Below are 15,442 nucleotides of genomic sequence, written 5' to 3' on the forward strand. Positions count from 1 at the left end.
CAGGTTCTTGAAGCGAGCGAAGCCATTCCGCTCCTGCGGCGAACCGCGGACGCGCTGATTGCCGCCTCCGGGTAAATGAGAGTCGCAGCACCCGCGGCCCACCCCTCCCTAAGATCACTGCGTTATTCGTTCATTTTTTCAATGTCCGGCAGCACCCATTTCTTCTCGAACAGCGCGGGCTTCGGGGCATAGAGCCGGAACATGACCTCGAACTGCCGGGCCGGGTCGGTCGGTACCCAGTTGGGCTCCTTGTCCGCAGGGGCTTGCGGCCCAAAATAGACATCCACGGAGCCGTCAGCGTTCTTCTGCACTTCCGTGCTGTTCGAGGCGCGGCTCGCGCGGTTCATGTTCTTGATTAGCGCATGTGTCTTGCGGTCGTATGCCGTGGCCGACCAGTACTGCTCTACCGGGGCATCCGGCGGCACATGCAGGCGGTAGCTCTTGCTGCCATCAAAGGCATCACCATCTTTGTCGCGGATCGTAATCATGTACATCTGGCCTGCGCCCAGCGTCTTGATGCCGACATAAGCGTAGCTGTAGGCAATGCCGCGCCCATCGACCGGGTAGGAATCGGGATTTGAGAAACCGTCGGCCTGCGCTGCTATGAGTTCCTTCGGTGCCGGCAACGTCCAGCGACTTCCCTCCCAGAAGGGGTCAAAGCCGACGTCGTAACCGGCCTCCAGCCAGGCACTGGCTTCGCGCGCAGCCCGGTCGAGCAGTTCCTTCGTCTGCGCATCCGGACTGAACGGCTTGCCTTTTTCAATGCCCAGCGACTTGAGCTTGTCGATCATATTCCGGTCGCGGTCGAGCCAGGGCTCGTTCTGGACGATGCGGTCCAGGTTCTGGAAGAAGCTCGCATCATAGCGAATGGTCGAGTCGAAATAGACGTCCTGTGCATCGGTGAACTTTGTCTCGGGCGGATTGGCCGCCTGAGACAAAGGATAGAATTTCACCCTCTTGGCATACGCGACGGATTTGGCGACGTCCGCGTCGCTGTGGCTCTCGAGGTTCGAGCGGACGAGCGCGTAGCCCCCGAAGGTGTCGGCGTGCAGTGGGATGTAGCCCTCGGGCACCCTGTCCTTGTAGCCGGGCGGTAGGATCAGGTATTTACCACCCTTGCCCTTGTCCGCGCCGAGGAGACCGCCGTCGCCAAGCGCCATCTGCCAGGTGGTAACGATGTTTGCGTTGAGCGAACCTCCATTCGCCGGTGGGATTTCGAGGACCAGCGGCCCAACTTCCTTTGTGTTGAAGAAGGCCATGAAATAGAGCGTGTCGGGGTTCGGCGTGAGTGTCTGATTGTGCCAATCGAGCGGCTGGCTCCAGTAAACGAACTCGTTGACCTTGGCTTCGGTTTTGTTGAGCATTTCCTGAAGCATAAGGTCGTAGTTGACGGCAGACATGCCCCAGATTACGGCTTCGACCGCACGCCGCTCGATGGTGCGGCGTTCAAGGTCTTCAGAGGACGGGGCTTGTGCGGAAGCGGAAAACACCGCGAAGAACAGGCTGATTGTGGCAAGCGCGATTCTGACCATCCGCCACTCCTCCTTTGGCCGACAGTTGTCTCAAACGAACTCGGTTCCATGTTGCCTGTCGGGGCGGAAAACTGAAAGTACGTAACAGTAACGACGTGGAGCGACACCGAAGCGAGTCGACAAAACAGCGGAGAATGTCCTGAACGGCACTACATCCCGCTGAGCAGCCTGTAGGCGATCATCCACATGACGGCGGCGATCGCGAGATCCAGCACCCGCCATGCCGAGGGCCGCGAGAAGATCGGGCGCAGCCACTTGGCGCCGTAGCCGAGCGCGAAAAAGAACAGGAACGAAGCCGACATGGCGCCGGCGGCAAACAGCATTTCCTGACCGGGAAAGCGGGTCGCAATGGTGCCGAGAAGGACGACCGTGTCCAGGTAGACATGCGGATTGAGCCAGGTGAGCGCAAGGCAGGTCGCAAACGTCGGCCAGAACCTTGAAGAGACTTCTTCTCCGACCGTCAGGGCCCCGGAAGATCGAATGGCGGAACGGAGGCTCTTTGCGCCGTACCAGGTGAGAAAGGCGGCTCCCCCAAATCGCATGGCCGGGTCAAGCCAGGGCAGCATGGCCGCAATTTGCCGGAGGCTGGTAACGCCCAGAAGGATCAGGATGGCATCGGACACGCCGCATGTAAGGCACACGGCGAACACATGCTCGCGTCGCAATCCCTGACGCAGAACGAAGGCATTCTGCGCACCGATTGCGACGATCAGGCTCAAGCCCATCATCAGGCCAGTCATATAGACGGGGAAGGTCATGTAAATTGGAAGGTTCATGCTGACGAAATGCTCCGCGAACGAGTCAGCATTTCTCTAGCCGGCGCCGTGAAGTTAGGATAATTAAATCATATAACCCCGATTAAGAAGAACTAACGCGATGCTGGACTATCCCGCCCTTCACGCCGTTGCAACCGTCGTCCAGACCGGCAGCTTCGAAAAGGCGGCCGCCGCATTGAACGTCACGCCGTCGGCCGTGTCCCAGCGGGTGAAGCAACTGGAAGAACGCCTCGGCGTGGTATTGATCGTCCGGGGCAACCCGTGCACGGCAACCGAGAAGGGAGCATGGCTCTGCCGCCACATGGAGCATGTCGGCATGCTGGAAGGCGAACTGATGGAGCATCTTCCGTCGCTTGCCGATCCCGACAAGCCGCGCGAGCAAGTGACACTTCACATTGCGACCAATGCCGATAGCCTTGGAACGTGGTTCCTGCCGGCCATCTCAAATTTCTCCAGGAAATCCCGCTATCTCTTGAACGTTGCCATCGACGACGAAGAACATACGGCCGAATGGCTGCAACGCGGTCGCGTACTCGCGGCTGTCACCAGCGTCGAAAAACAGATCTCCGGCTGCCGGCGCACGTCGCTCGGAGCGCTGCGCTTTCACGCGACGGCAAGCCCCGAGTTCGTGGCGAAATACTTCGCCGACGGCGTGACAGCGCAGGCGATCGGGCGTGCGCCCGCCTTGACCTTCAACCAGAAAGACACAGGGCAAAGCCGCTGGATTCATCAGGCTTTTGGACAGGAGCTTGCCCATCCCACCCACTGGCTGCCATCGACGCAGAGCTTCCTCGATGCCAGCCTCGCCGGTATGGGCTGGTGCATGAACCCTGCCCTCCTCGCCGGGGAGCACTTGGCTTCCGGGCGGCTCGTCGAACTCATCCCGGATACCCCGCTCGATGTGCCGCTCTTCTGGCAGATCAACCGCCTCGCAGCCGACCGGCTGACGGACCTGACGCGCGAAGTGGTCGCAACGGCGAAGTCGCGACTGCTCGGGTGAGCGCTTTTGGCCCGAAGTGGACCTCGCACGTCAGAATGCTGAGGTCCGCATTCCGTGGAATCCGGAAGTCGAGTGGCTGGGGAACTGAAGGCACAATCCGCTATTAGCGGTCATTGAGATCGCGGATGGCATTGGCGACCCATGTGATGTGGCAATTCCTGCTCGAGCTATTTCCTGACCTCGACCACCAGCGGATTGCCCACGTCGTTCCACTCCAAAAATCCGCCGGCAAAATAGTAGACGTGCGTGTAACCCCAGGCAATCGCCTTGGCCGAAGCATAGGCGGAATAGGGGCAATGCTTGCCCTGACAATAGAAGGCGACCTCGTCTTCCTTGCCCGCCACCTTTGCAAGGCTTTCCTTCGATAGGCCGGTGACCAGCGATAAGTTGATGGCCTTTGGGATGTGGCCGTTCTCATAATTGAGCGGAGCTCGCACATCGATGAAGGGCACACCGCGGGCGAGCAGCGCCTTTGCTTCCGTTACATCGACTTTTATCGTTCGATCGACACTGAGATCGCCCTTCGTCAGGGTCATGAACTTGACGTAGTCGTCAAGCGCGAGGTCGGTGCCAGCCCCCTCCGGCACTCCGGCCTTGCGGAGTCCTTCCTGCAGGCGCGCAATGTACGGCCGATGGTAGCTGAACGCGCTGCCATACCACTCAAACGCACTTTCCTGAACCGTGAGCGGATCAGACAAGGAAGACAAAGCAAGTTTGTTGTACTTGTCGATCAGCACCTGAATGCCGTCCGTTCGTCCGAGATGTCCGTAAATCGATATCAACGTGGCGTAATCCGCTCGGAGATCAGACCTCTTGTCGATCACGCGTTCGAAGGTGTCGATGGCTTCGTCGTATCTTCCCTGGGAGAAAAGCGACACTGCGAGCATGCGCAGCGTTGCCTGCGGGGGACGAGGGTCGATTCTTATCGCCAGACGCACTTGCTGTTCCGCCTCCGCCGCATGTCCCGTCGCGTTAAGAACACGCGCCATGGTGACGTGGTTGTCGGGGTCATTCGGCGCAAGTTTCATCGCCCGCTCGATGGCAGCGAATGCTTCGTCATAGCGCCCTTGCTGGGCAAGCACTTGCGCCGATATCGCATAGGCAAGCGGCGTCGGCTTCTCCATGGCCTTTGCAAGGTTTCTGTCCAGGTTCCTGGAGGCGCTCTCCCTGCGGGAATAATTCCAGGATAAGACGCTAGCTCTCCAGTTTGCTGCCGCCAGCGACGCATAGGCGCGGCTGTAGTCCGGATCGATCACGATAGCCTTCTGGAAGAATGCAGTGGCCCTGACCGTTTCCGACTCGGTGTCCCGGCGAAGATGCTCCCAGCCTCGCAGCAAAAGGTCGTAAGCTTGGGGGTTTGTCGTTTCCGGTACTTCTGCGATGTTCTGTTCTGCACTCGTCAGCTTCACGGAGAGCGTCGACACGATCTGTCCTATGACCCTGTCTTGCAGCCCGAATACGCTGCTCATTTCACCGTCATAGCGCTCAGCCCAGAGGTGATGTCCGTCGATCGCATCAATCAACTGGGCATTGACCCGAACATGGTTTCCCTCTCGGCGTACGCTGCCCTCCAGGATGTAATGAACTCCCAATTCCTCGGACACCTGCTGCGCCGTGGCGGACTTGCCCTTGTAGGTGAAGGCCGAGTTGCGCGCGATAACGAAGATGCCAGAAAGCTTGGAGAGCTCAGTGATCAGGTCATCGGTCATTCCGTCGGCGAAATAGCCCTGTTCGGCGTCAGAGCTGAGATTGTCGAATGGCAGGACGGCGATCGAGGGCTTCTGGGGTAGCGGAAAAGCCATCCGCGCAACGGACGCCGCGTCGGTACTCTCGCGCCTCTGAGCCTGCCATACTGCGGAAACTACTATCAAGAGTAGGAGGACCAAAGCAGCCGGAATTCTCCAACGGCGAAAGCTTTTGACGTTGATGCGCCAAAGCCCGGCATCTCCCTCGAACTTCACCCGGTAGACGCGGACAGGGCGCTGGATATTCTTCACGTGGTGCTCGCCGATAAATTCCAGCGGCAATTCGAACTTGCCCTGCAAGTGATCGAAAGCAGTGCCAGATATGAAAAGTCCTCCTGGCTCACACATCTGCTCAAGGCGAGCCGCGACGTTGACGCCATCGCCCAGCAAATCATCCCCGTCGACGACCACATCGCCGAGATTGATGCCCATGCGGAGGAGAAGCCGACGCTGGGATGGGACATCCACTTGGCGTGCAGCAATCTTACTTTGGGACGCGATTGCACAAGCGACGGCGTCGACGACGGAACCAAATTCCACGATCGCGCCATCGCCCATGAGTTTCACGATGCGTCCGTGATATTCTTCCAGAAAGGGATCGAAGATTTCGGAACGCCACGTCTTCATTGCTGCCAGGGTCCGTGCCTCGTCAGCTTCGATGAGTCGCGAATAACCAACAATGTCGACGGCAAGAATTGCAACCAGCCGCCGTTCCGCGCGAACTGCTTCCATAACCACCTCTCCCGAAGGTGTAGAAGGCCTCGCTCTTGCGTTGGTCAGGGGCGGGAACTCCAGCCTCCCAGCCTCTGGAAGCTACACTTGTTTCCTCGCTCGTGCCAGATTTATTGGGACCTTGCCGGAACGGCCGCTTCGGGCCGAGTGCAGACGTGAACCGGTCAGCCTCAGATTTCCGCTTCTGGCACATTCCGGACGAACGCGGCGACCGCCTTCGGCCCAAAGTGGACGTTCAATGCTCGATCAGAAAATCAAGGAACGGTTCACTGCCTGCTGCACGTCTCCTTAAATCGACTTCGAGGAGATATGCGGCAATTCTAAGTGCGACAGCGCGGGGCAGCCAGACCATGTCAGTCACTCCTGTCGCGTCTCGCGATCCAGCCACTCTCGTGGTCGGCGCGATGGCCTGTCAGGTGATCGGCCGGCTCGTCCCACAAATGTCCCCTTCGTCGTTGCTGGATTGATGGACGGTCTTTCGTTGTCCGAGCTTCGTAGCTTCGGTCGAACTCCTGTGAAGTCGACAGTCAACAAGATAATCTTCGATCGGACTCTCCCGGAAATGGGCACTGGCCGCCTTGCGCGCGAAGTGGTCGCAACGGCGAAGTCGCGACTGCTCGGGTGAAGAAGCAACGTCCGAATAACAATGAAATGATCTAATGAGCGATGTAGCGATAGGCGACGAAGGCGAAGAAAGCCGTCATGCAAGCGGCGGTCGCGAGCTGCGTCAGCCGCCGCTCTACAAAATCGCGCACCGACTCGCCGTAGCGCTGCAAAAGCCAGGCTAGCAGCATGAATCGCGATCCCCGTGCGAGCGTGGCGGCAATCGCGAACAACCAGATATTCACGTGCGCGACGCCAGACAGAATGGTCACGACCTTGATCGGCGGCAGGTGCGCGAAGCCCGAGGTAATCAGGAGCAGTATGATCGTCGAGAAATCGACGGACTGACTGAGGTGATTGAAAGTGTCGAGCTTCCCGTAAAATTCCAGTATCGGCCGGGCGACAGCTTCGAACGCGTAATATCCGAGAAGCCAGCCGGCGATGCCGCCGAGCACGGACGCAACCGAGGCGACAAGCGCGTAGCGCCAAACCCGGTCACGCCTTGCCAGCGCCATCGGCACAAAAAGAACGTCGGCCGGCACGAGAAAGATGGAGCTTTCGACAAAGGCAATGGCCGCGAGCCATCTTTCCGATGAGCCCTTCCCGGCAAGAGACATCGTCCAGTCGTATAAGGATCGGAGCATGAAGCCACCTTTCAACTGCAGAAAATCCCGCCTGCGGTCTGTTCACGCCGGCCGGGATCACGCGCGTGACCTGTCATCGGGCGGAGAATACATCGTCAGCGGGCTGAGCCAATCCTCGCGCCGCGGGGGGTAGAGCCATATCCATGTCGTCAAAATCGTCGTCAAAAATCGGGTCGCAGTTCAGAGCAACATGAACGGGGAACCTGTCGAACGGCCGTCGAACACTGCAGAACAAACGCTTGTGGCTTGACAGCCTGTCGCGAGATTGGGCCCTGAGCCGTGGTGCGGCCGAGTTTCCGGAATATGTCGCCCACTGAACCAAAGTGCCAGTGATCGGACTGGCCGCGACCACTTCTGGCGCTCCGCTCCGCATTCACGCGAGATAGCCGGAAACGCCGTCCCACAATAATTTCAACGCCGTCACGACCAGCAATCCGTAGCACGCCCGGTAAAGCTGGCGTTGGTCCAGCCTTCCGTGAAGCCGCCAGCCAAGCCATACGCCGGCAGGAATGGCGATGAGGCAGGCCGCCATCAGGGTCCAGTCGTTGCCCGCCGGTCTCACGAGCAGCAGCCACGGCACCGCCTTGGTTGCGTTGCCGACCGTGAAGAACATGCTCGTCGTTCCCGCATAGACTTCCTTGCTGAGGCCGAGCGGCAGCAGGTACATCGCAAGTGGCGGCCCGCCCGAATGCGCCACCATGGTGGTGATGCCCGACGTGAGACCGGCGGCGATCGCCTTCGGCGACGAACGCGGGCGGATTGTCTCCTTCCCGCCTCCCGCAAGCCATAGGCCGACAAAGATCAGAGTGGTCGCCGCCATCATGATCGCAATCGCGCGGTGGTCCAGAAGGCGGAACATGAGATAGCCGAGCCCGACGCCGATCACGAGCCCCGGCAACAGCAGCAAGAGGTCCGGCTTCGACCATGTCGACGGCTTCCAGTAGCGCAGTGCGAACAGGTCCATCGCAACGAGCAATGGCGCGAGAAGGCCGCCCGCCGTTACCGGGTCCATCACCATCGACAACAGCGGAATGCCGACGATCGAGAACCCGCCCCCGAATGCGCCCTTCATGAAGCAGATCAGGAATACGCCGGCAAAAGCAACAAGGATCGTGGCTGCGGTGAGCTCCGGCGCAGCGGGGACGGCCATCGTCATGTCCTCGCCCGCTTGGGAGAGGTCATGAAGCCATAAACCGCCGCCTCAATTTCGGAACGTGCGAGCCCGATATCGCGTAGTGCGTCATCATCGAACTCGCGAAGGGCTTTCAAGGCGGCGCGGCGGACGAAATGGCGAGCGATGCTCTCCCTACAGACGCTGAAAATCAGGCGACTCCCCTGCGACGGGTCGATGGTGGACAAGGTTGCGGACATTTTGGTCTCCATGGTTGCTCCGCGGCAATGCGACGCCGTCGGCGCGAGCGCTTCTCCAGCGCCGCCGCGTGTTCATTGACCGCAGACCTTAGTGATGCCCGGTGCAAGCCGGTTGACGCAGGCAGCATGCTCTGACTACAATCTCGGTGCAATCGAAACATTGAACTCGGTGCAATTATGCCGAAGTCGGACTATCTCAAACTTGCCGACACCATCGCCGCGGAAATTGCCAACGGGGCTCTGAAGCCCGGCGACCGCTTGCCTCCGCAGCGCAGCTTTGCCTATGAGCGCAAGATCGCGGTCTCGACGGCGAGCCGCGTCTATGCCGAGCTGTTGCGCCGCGGCCTTGTCGTCGGCGAGGTAGGCAGGGGCACGTTCGTCTCGGGCGATGCCAGGCGCGGCGCGGCAGCGCCCGGTGAGCCGCGCGGCATCCGGATCGATCTCGAGTTCAATTACCCGATGCTCCCCGATCAAACCGCGCTCATCGCAAAAAGCCTGGTTGGCCTGGAAAATCCCGCAGGGCTCGATGCCGCCTTGAGACAGGCGACCAGCATCGGCACCCCGTCAGTCAGAAGCGTCGCAGCCGCTTACCTGTCACAAGGTGCATGGTCCCCTTCCCCGGACCAGCTCGTCTTCACCGGCAACGGACGGCAAAGCATCGCTGCAGCGCTCGCCTCGGTCGTTCCCACGGGCGGCCGATGCGGCGTGGAGGCGCTGACCTACCCCTTCATCAAGGGGATCGCCGCGCGGCTCGGCATTTCGCTCGTGCCGCTGGCGATGGACGAACTTGGCGTACGGCCCGACGCAGTGGAAGAGGCACACCGCGAGGCACATCTCTCAGCCATCTACATTCAGCCGGCGGTCCAAAATCCCTTGGGGATGACGATGACGCCGGCGCGCAGGGCCGATCTTTTGCGCGTCGTCGAAAGGCTCAATCTTCCGGTAATCGAGGACAATGTCTATGGCTTCCTCGACAATGAGCCGCCGCTTGCTGCACTCGCGCCGGAGTCCTCGATTGTCATCGACAGTCTCTCCAAGAGGGTTGCTCCCGGCCTGACGCTGGGCTTCATCGTGCCGCCGCAGCGGCTGCGTGAAAGCGTGATGGCTTCAGTCCGTTCCGGCGGATGGACCGCCTCGGGATTTGCGTTTGCGGCGGCTGAACGGATGATGGGCGACGGCATCATTGCCGAGCTTTCGCGGCAGAAGCGCCTCGATGCGGGCGCGCGTCAGAAACTGGCGGCCGATCGTCTCTCGGCTTTCGAAATCCGGGCGAACGAGAACTCCTATCATCTGTGGTTGACGCTGCCGGCGCACTGGCGCTCGCAAACCTTCGTCGCGGCCGCCGCCAAGCGCGACATTGCCTTGACGCCCTCCACCACCTTCGCCGTCACACCCGGCCATGCACCGAACGCCGTAAGGCTGGCGCTGGCGTCCCCGACGATGGATCAACTCGACGCTGGCCTGCAGACGCTGGCCGCGATGCTGAATGCCAGGGAGTACGATTTCGAATCGACCGAATGAGCAAGCTCGGTCGGTGCGGCAATGCCTGCTCCGCATCCAAGGCCGCTGGGCTAAGAACTGACCAATGGTCAGTTCTTGACCCAAGGGGCAGCATCTCTTTGCAGTCGAGCGGCGGCGAGACGCAATGAAGCGTCAGCCGCGCCGCGCCGCTTCGATCGCGGCGACGTCGATTTTCCCCATCTCCATCATGGCATCGAACGCGCGCTTTGCCTCGGCGCCGCCGGCCGCCATCGCTTCAGTCAGCACGCGCGGCGTGATCTGCCAGGAAATCCCCCACTTGTCCTTGCACCAGCCGCACGCGCTCTCCTGGCCGCCGTTGCCGACGATGGCATTCCAGTAGCGGTCGGTCTCCTCCTGATCGTCGGTGGCGATCTGGAACGAGAAGGCTTCGTTATGCTTGAACATGGGCCCCCCGTTGAGACCGAGGCAAGGAACGCCCGCAACCGTCATTTCGACCGTCAGCACGTCGCCCTCCTTGCCAGAGGGGTAGTCGCTCGGTGCACGGTGCACGGCAGTCACCCTGCTGTCGGGAAAGACCTGTGCGTAGAAGCGAGCGGCATCCTCGGCGTCCTTGTCGAACCAGAGGCAAATCGTATTCTTCGACATTTCCGTGTTCCTTTCGCTTGAAGCAGCTACCCTGCGAGATAGGCAGCGAACCGTTATTCTCCACCCCGAACGTGGCTGTGTCGCCAAGTGGCTGTGTCGCCAAGTCGCCCCCTGAGGACGGATGAAGCAATCGCTTCCCGACAGGGCAGAGGTGAAATCCTGAAAAGTTTTGCAACGCGCCGGATTCTCACGCTCCCCGCCGTCGCAAATGTGTGGCGGTGTTATCGGGAGCCGTTCAGTCAAGGCAGCAGAAGCGTCTATCGCGCCTGGGCGATCGCCAACGCCGGTAACTTTGACGTCGCCGTCCGCGAGGATTATCTCGAGCATAGGGTGTCGGAATCTCGTTTAGCCAGCCGTCTTCAAGATGGACATGCTACTGCATGTCTCCTTAAATCGACCTCGATTTAAGGACAAAGACATGCAGCAATTCAAAGTACTACAGCGATCTTTGCGCGTCCGATAAGACGCGCGGCGCTGTAGGGAGAACAGCGATGACCATCACCATTACCGCCTTTGAACGGTCGCCCGACCGCGGCAGGGGCTTGGCGCGCGACATGCGCGTTCGCTGGGCGCTCGAAGAAGTGGGCCAGCCTTACGAGGTTCGTCTTCTCTCATTCAAGGCGATGAAGGAACCCGCCCATCTCGCGCTTCAACCTTTCGGCCAGATTCCGACCTACGAAGAAGGCGATCTCGCTTTGTTCGAGTCCGGGGCGATCGTGCTCCATATCGGAGAGCGCCATGGCGGCCTGCTGCCGGACGATGCGAATGCCCGGGCACGCGCGATCGCGTGGATGTTTGCCGCGCTCAACACGGTGGAGCCGCCGATCTTCGATCGCGCCCTCGCCACGATCCTCGAGCGCGACGAGCCCTGGTACGATGAGCGCCTGCGTTTCCTCGAGGACAGCATCCGCAAAAGGCTGGCCCACCTTTCCCGCCGCCTCGGCGATGCCGACTGGCTCGACGGCGCGTTCAGCGCCGGTGACCTGCTGATGGTGACGGTGCTGCTCAGGTTGAAGGGATCGGATATGCTGGACGAACATCCGAACCTTTCCGCCTATGTCGCGCGCGGCGAAGCGCGGCCCGCCTACAAGCGTGCTTTCGACGCTCAACTGGCGGTTTTCACCGCCGCTTCGAGCACGTGACAAAGGTCGGCTGATAAAGGTCCCCTCCCGCACAATCAGCCGTTCGTTGCGTCTCCTATCGATGACGGCTTTGCGTCGCTTTCCCGCGTTCCCCAGCGTTCGCGAAAGGGTGGTAAGCGGAAGTTCGGACGCCCCTTAGCTGAGGTTTGGTTCGCTCTGATAAGCGGTCGTCCTCATCTCCTTGTGAGCCTAAAGCCGCCCGAAGCGAAATAACATCGCCCAATAGACAAGTCGTATGAGCGCCTGAGCTAGCCTCCTTCCCCGAGAGGCCGGCGGTCTGTCTGCACTATTAGCGTTTGGCAGTGCCTCAGGAGAATTCCCCATTGCTTCCTTCCAACATTTTCGCGAGCTTCGCCAACGTAGGGTCGGCTATGATGCCGGCGTCCGGCGACATCGGGCGGGCGTTCGCGATACGGCGCGCAGCCTCGTCCGCGGCGCCCGCTTCGGCAAGAACAGCCAAGGCTTGCTTGCTTGGCAACGCATTGAACCAACGGTAGCCAGCAGCTTTGCGCTCAGAGGGGACGACCTCACCCCACAGGCGCACTCGCGAGATGCCGCCATCCGGAAACGCGTCCAACCTGACGAATGAGCACGGAAAAGCGTCAGCCGCCTCAAAGACGTGGCGGGTATCGGGCTGCAAGCGAGTGCGCGCCAGAAGAGGTCTCCACTCGGGTGCGTCGGCCGCCGGCATGGTTTCCGTGTTTGCGCCGAACAGAGCAACCTCAGCCGAGGCATTGTATTTGAAGTGTGCCGTGTCGATCTCGATCTTGCGGATGGTGCCGCGCATGGCGAGGCGGAACAACGCGTGGTCCGGACCGCCATCGCGACGACGGCGGGTTTCCCAGCCATCCCCCATGTTTCGCGCCTTATCGGGCCGATTGAGCATCGACGCGGAGGTATAAAATCCATCGCTGCTCGTGACGACCTGGCCGCCGTGATCCTGGCTCGCAAGATCGATGGTGATGCCGTCGATCGTACGAGGATCGATGACGACGCGCCCGAAGACGCGCAACCTGGCAATGCCGCCGTCGGGGAAAGCGGACAGGCGAACGTGTGTGAAACGGCGCCCGTCGCTCACGTCGAAGCGATTGTGCCCGTCACCCTTGAGGGCTGAGCGCGGCACAATCTCGATCCATTCCACTTCCGCGTCCTGCAACTCCCTCGGGCTCGGATAACCCTCGACACCGCAGGCTTCGATCCGGCATGTCGCCGGGAAATTGCCCGTGAAGAAGCTTGTATCGACATCGACCGCGGTGATTGTTCCTGCCGCTCCGAGCCGGACAAGTACCCAATCGTGACCGGGCTCGCGACGGCGTTTCGTCTCCCAGCCGTCGACAATCTCGCCACGATGGCCATAGTTGCCTGGTACGAAGGCGGCCGGGGTGGGCACAAGCAGGTTCTCCTTTTCGCCAAAGGACTCGTCGCTCGCGGCAAGGACGCTCCCACCAAGCCAGCGTGACGCCAGATCAACCTCGGAGGCGAAGTCTTCCTGCCGCTCGGGAACGGCGTATGTGTCTGCCATCGACTCCTGCGCTGTGAGGACAATGGTCATTGCGCACCTCCCGCGCGGACTTTGTTTCGCAAATAACCGGCTTTTGGGCGCAGGCCGAGCTCTTCAGAAAGCGGCCACCCGGTTATTTTTTTCGGTTCCGGCGTCGCGTAGGTCGAAATCTTGCTCGTCTTGAGCTTCAGCCCGACCACCGCTTCGGCGAGTTTTACTGCGGCAGCCACGCCATCTATGACCGGCACGCCCAATTCGGACGTGATTGCGTCTTCCAGACCCGCCATACCGGCGCATCCGAGACAAATGACTTCGGCATGATCCTGTTCGACCGCCTTGCGCGCTTCCTCGACGATCGATCGCGTCGCGGCTTCAGGATCATTGTCTACTTCGAGCGTGGTCATCCCATTGGCGCGAACGGAGGCGCAACGGTCCCAAAGGCCGCCCGTCCGCAGCCGGTCCTCGATCGGTGGAACCGAGCGCTGCAAAGTGGTGACCACCGAATAGCTGCGGCCGATCATCATGGCTACATGAGCGGAGGCTTCACAGATTTCGATCACCGGTTGATCGATCAACTCCTGCAGGCCGTCTCGTCCGTGCTCGCCGAAGCCGGCCATCACGACCGCGTCATAAGGCTCGTCATAGGCAAGCACACGGTCCATCACGGCGACCGCGGAAAGATAGCTTTCGAAATTGCAGTCCACCGCTTCCGCGCCGAAGAACGGCGTGAGCGTTACGATTTCCGTGCCGGGCGAAGCGCTGCCTTTGGCTGCGGCGTCGATGACGTCCGACATCGACTGGCTTGTGTTCACATTAACGACGAGGATTTTCATCTCAGCCCCATTTCCTGGTGTTGGCGTTATTTTCTGCAATTTGCGCTTCCGCGCGGGAGAGCAATTTTCCTCTCGGGCGCCCCATGAGATCGACAGGCCTGCCCGCGAGATAGGTTTGGCGAACGGCACCGTAGAGCGAATGGCCAAGATAGGGCGTCAGGCGATGGCGATGGTGGAGCGTGCCCGCTTCAACGACGAAGCTCTCCTCCGGCGCGAAGATCGAGAAGTCGGCGTCGCAGCCGATCGCGAGCCGTCCCTTTCGCTCAAGGCCGGCCAGTGCCGCCGGCTTGAGCGCCATCCAGGAAGCTATGTCGACAAGGGAATGACCGCGTGCGCGTGCTTCGCTCCAAGCGACGGGAAGGCCGAGCTGTAGCGACGAGATGCCGCCCCAGGCAGCTCCGAAATCACCGGAATCAAGTTCCTTCATCGCCGGTGTACAGGGCGAATGATCGGAGACGATCATGCTGAGCGTACCGTCTCTCAGACCGTCCCAGAGTTTTTCCCGGTTGCTTCGCTCCCGCACCGGCGGGCCGACCTTGGCGGCGGTGGCACCGTCTGGAATCTCTTCCGCGCATAGCACCAGGTAGTGAGGGCAGGTCTCCACGCTGAGGTGAACGCCGTCGGCAATGGCCGAGGCAATCATCGGCAGCGCGTCGGCGCTCGAAAGGTGCAGAACATGCGCTCGAGCCCCAGTAACCCTCGCGGCCTCAATGACTTCGGCAATAGCGAGATTCTCCGCACCGCGCGGCCGTGATGCCAGATAATCGCTGTAGCGGCATGTATGGACTGCCGGAACGGCAGCCAGGACGTCGTTGCTCTCAGCGTGCACGATGAAGATTGAACCCAGCTCGCGGACAACTCGCATGACCTCCTTCATGTGCCGGGGGGTAATGTGCGGAAAGTCATCCGTACCGGTATCGCAAAGAAAGGACTTGAAGCCCAGAACACCGGCGAAGTGCAGGGCCGGCAGATCGGCAAGGTTGGAGGGGATGGCACCTCCCCAGAAACCGACATCGACGTGACACTGACCCTCAGCGGCTGCACGCTTGGCAGCCAGGGCTGCGAGCGAAACGGTGGTTGGGACACTGTCGAGGGGCATGTCGACAAGAGTCGTGATGCCCCCGGCGGCGGCGGCGCGCGTGGCCGTCAAAAAGCCCTCCCATTCCGTATTGCCGGGCTCGCAGATATGGACGTGCGAGTCGACCAGGCCCGGCATGAGTACCTCGTCGTCGGCAAGTGTGACGACTTTCGATGCGACCGGCATTGCCTCGAAGTCAGTGACCGCCGTGATGTGACCGTTGCGGATACCAATCGCAGCCGGCCGCTCGCCGTCAGGCAGGATGGCGCGACGCGCCTTTATCAGTAGATCGAGCTGTTCCATTCGGATCCTCCTTGGACGCGCGCCATCGTTCGCGGACAGTCGACGCGTCGCAGGT

General features: G+C 60.8%; 13 protein-coding genes. 3 read left to right on the plus strand and 10 right to left on the minus strand.

Going from position 1 to position 15,442, the window contains the following annotated elements; translation table 11 throughout:
• Window positions 1-122 precede the first annotated feature (122 nt).
• Window positions 123-1,532, minus strand: coding sequence for a DUF1254 domain-containing protein (locus tag FKV68_RS11935; RefSeq protein ID WP_180938055.1), 1,410 nt, complete (start codon window positions 1,530-1,532; stop codon window positions 123-125).
• Window positions 1,533-1,681: 149 nt separating this feature from the next.
• On the minus strand, window positions 1,682-2,290 hold the full coding sequence (locus tag FKV68_RS11940; protein WP_180941471.1) for a LysE/ArgO family amino acid transporter: 609 nt from the start codon (window positions 2,288-2,290) through the stop codon (window positions 1,682-1,684).
• Window positions 2,291-2,408: 118 nt separating this feature from the next.
• Between FKV68_RS11940 and FKV68_RS11945 the strand changes: the two genes are divergently transcribed.
• Window positions 2,409-3,308 (plus strand): LysR family transcriptional regulator ArgP, encoded by a 900-nt coding sequence (locus FKV68_RS11945; protein ID WP_180938056.1) that lies wholly within the window; start codon window positions 2,409-2,411, stop codon window positions 3,306-3,308.
• A gap of 167 nt (window positions 3,309-3,475) precedes the next feature.
• On the opposite strand, the gene FKV68_RS11950 is transcribed toward FKV68_RS11945, so the two are convergent.
• The 4 genes from FKV68_RS11950 to FKV68_RS11965 all read right to left on the minus strand — a co-directional run bounded on the left by FKV68_RS11950 (window position 3,476) and on the right by FKV68_RS11965 (window position 8,403).
• Window positions 3,476-5,785: a rhodanese-like domain-containing protein gene (locus FKV68_RS11950; protein WP_180938057.1), complete on the minus strand. Its 2,310-nt coding sequence runs from the start codon at window positions 5,783-5,785 to the stop codon at window positions 3,476-3,478.
• Window positions 5,786-6,441: 656 nt separating this feature from the next.
• Window positions 6,442-7,032: a YqaA family protein gene (locus tag FKV68_RS11955; protein WP_180938058.1), complete on the minus strand. Its 591-nt coding sequence runs from the start codon at window positions 7,030-7,032 to the stop codon at window positions 6,442-6,444.
• A 373-nt stretch (window positions 7,033-7,405) separates the two neighbouring features.
• Window positions 7,406-8,182, minus strand: a complete 777-nt coding sequence (locus FKV68_RS11960; protein WP_425347581.1) for a sulfite exporter TauE/SafE family protein — start codon at window positions 8,180-8,182, stop codon at window positions 7,406-7,408.
• 2 nt (window positions 8,183-8,184) lie between these two features.
• Window positions 8,185-8,403, minus strand: a complete 219-nt coding sequence (locus FKV68_RS11965; RefSeq protein ID WP_245181195.1) for a DUF1127 domain-containing protein — start codon at window positions 8,401-8,403, stop codon at window positions 8,185-8,187.
• A gap of 177 nt (window positions 8,404-8,580) precedes the next feature.
• Between FKV68_RS11965 and FKV68_RS11970 the strand changes: the two genes are divergently transcribed.
• Window positions 8,581-9,924 (plus strand): aminotransferase-like domain-containing protein, encoded by a 1,344-nt coding sequence (locus FKV68_RS11970; RefSeq protein WP_180938061.1) that lies wholly within the window; start codon window positions 8,581-8,583, stop codon window positions 9,922-9,924.
• Window positions 9,925-10,056: 132 nt separating this feature from the next.
• Here FKV68_RS11970 and FKV68_RS11975 read toward each other — a convergent pair whose 3' ends face one another.
• The gene (locus tag FKV68_RS11975; protein WP_180938062.1) at window positions 10,057-10,530 is read right to left on the minus strand and encodes a VOC family protein; all 474 of its coding nucleotides are present in this window, start codon (window positions 10,528-10,530) and stop codon (window positions 10,057-10,059) included.
• Window positions 10,531-11,021: 491 nt separating this feature from the next.
• Between FKV68_RS11975 and FKV68_RS11980 the strand changes: the two genes are divergently transcribed.
• Window positions 11,022-11,672 carry a glutathione S-transferase family protein gene (locus FKV68_RS11980; RefSeq protein ID WP_180938063.1) on the plus strand — a complete coding sequence of 217 codons (651 nt, stop codon included), beginning with the start codon at window positions 11,022-11,024 and terminating at the stop codon, window positions 11,670-11,672.
• A 307-nt stretch (window positions 11,673-11,979) separates the two neighbouring features.
• Here the strand turns inward: FKV68_RS11980 and alc are convergent, their stop codons facing one another.
• From alc to allB, 3 genes are read right to left on the minus strand one after another with little or no spacing between them, the layout of a single operon-like run.
• Entirely contained in the window at window positions 11,980-13,224 is a 1,245-nt protein-coding gene (gene alc / locus FKV68_RS11985; RefSeq protein ID WP_209647197.1) for an allantoicase, read from the minus strand.
• Window positions 13,221-14,006 (minus strand): aspartate/glutamate racemase family protein, encoded by a 786-nt coding sequence (locus tag FKV68_RS11990; RefSeq protein ID WP_245181196.1) that lies wholly within the window; start codon window positions 14,004-14,006, stop codon window positions 13,221-13,223. The genes alc and FKV68_RS11990 overlap by 4 nt, the downstream gene beginning before the upstream one ends.
• A gap of 1 nt (window position 14,007) precedes the next feature.
• The gene (allB, locus tag FKV68_RS11995; protein WP_180938064.1) at window positions 14,008-15,387 is read right to left on the minus strand and encodes an allantoinase AllB; all 1,380 of its coding nucleotides are present in this window, start codon (window positions 15,385-15,387) and stop codon (window positions 14,008-14,010) included.
• Window positions 15,388-15,442: the final 55 nt, after the last annotated feature.

The sequence above is a fragment of the Sinorhizobium mexicanum genome (assembly GCF_013488225.1).
In the GTDB taxonomy this organism is placed as follows: Bacteria; Pseudomonadota; Alphaproteobacteria; order Rhizobiales; family Rhizobiaceae; genus Sinorhizobium; species Sinorhizobium mexicanum.

Bases quoted from the DNA above. Each gene is read 5' to 3' on its own strand.
- FKV68_RS11935 (WP_180938055.1), bottom strand. From the start codon at position 1,532: ATGGTCAGAATCGCGCTTGCCACAATCAGCCTGTTCTTCGCGGTGTTT.
- FKV68_RS11940 (WP_180941471.1), bottom strand. From the start codon at position 2,290: ATGACCTTCCCCGTCTATATGACTGGCCTGATGATGGGCTTGAGCCTG.
- FKV68_RS11945 (WP_180938056.1), top strand. From the start codon at position 2,409: ATGCTGGACTATCCCGCCCTTCACGCCGTTGCAACCGTCGTCCAGACC.
- FKV68_RS11950 (WP_180938057.1), bottom strand. From the start codon at position 5,785: ATGGAAGCAGTTCGCGCGGAACGGCGGCTGGTTGCAATTCTTGCCGTC.
- FKV68_RS11955 (WP_180938058.1), bottom strand. From the start codon at position 7,032: ATGCTCCGATCCTTATACGACTGGACGATGTCTCTTGCCGGGAAGGGC.
- FKV68_RS11960 (WP_425347581.1), bottom strand. From the start codon at position 8,182: ATGGCCGTCCCCGCTGCGCCGGAGCTCACCGCAGCCACGATCCTTGTT.
- FKV68_RS11965 (WP_245181195.1), bottom strand. From the start codon at position 8,403: ATGTCCGCAACCTTGTCCACCATCGACCCGTCGCAGGGGAGTCGCCTG.
- FKV68_RS11970 (WP_180938061.1), top strand. From the start codon at position 8,581: ATGCCGAAGTCGGACTATCTCAAACTTGCCGACACCATCGCCGCGGAA.
- FKV68_RS11975 (WP_180938062.1), bottom strand. From the start codon at position 10,530: ATGTCGAAGAATACGATTTGCCTCTGGTTCGACAAGGACGCCGAGGAT.
- FKV68_RS11980 (WP_180938063.1), top strand. From the start codon at position 11,022: ATGACCATCACCATTACCGCCTTTGAACGGTCGCCCGACCGCGGCAGG.
- alc (WP_209647197.1), bottom strand. From the start codon at position 13,224: ATGACCATTGTCCTCACAGCGCAGGAGTCGATGGCAGACACATACGCC.
- FKV68_RS11990 (WP_245181196.1), bottom strand. From the start codon at position 14,006: ATGAAAATCCTCGTCGTTAATGTGAACACAAGCCAGTCGATGTCGGAC.
- allB (WP_180938064.1), bottom strand. From the start codon at position 15,387: ATGGAACAGCTCGATCTACTGATAAAGGCGCGTCGCGCCATCCTGCCT.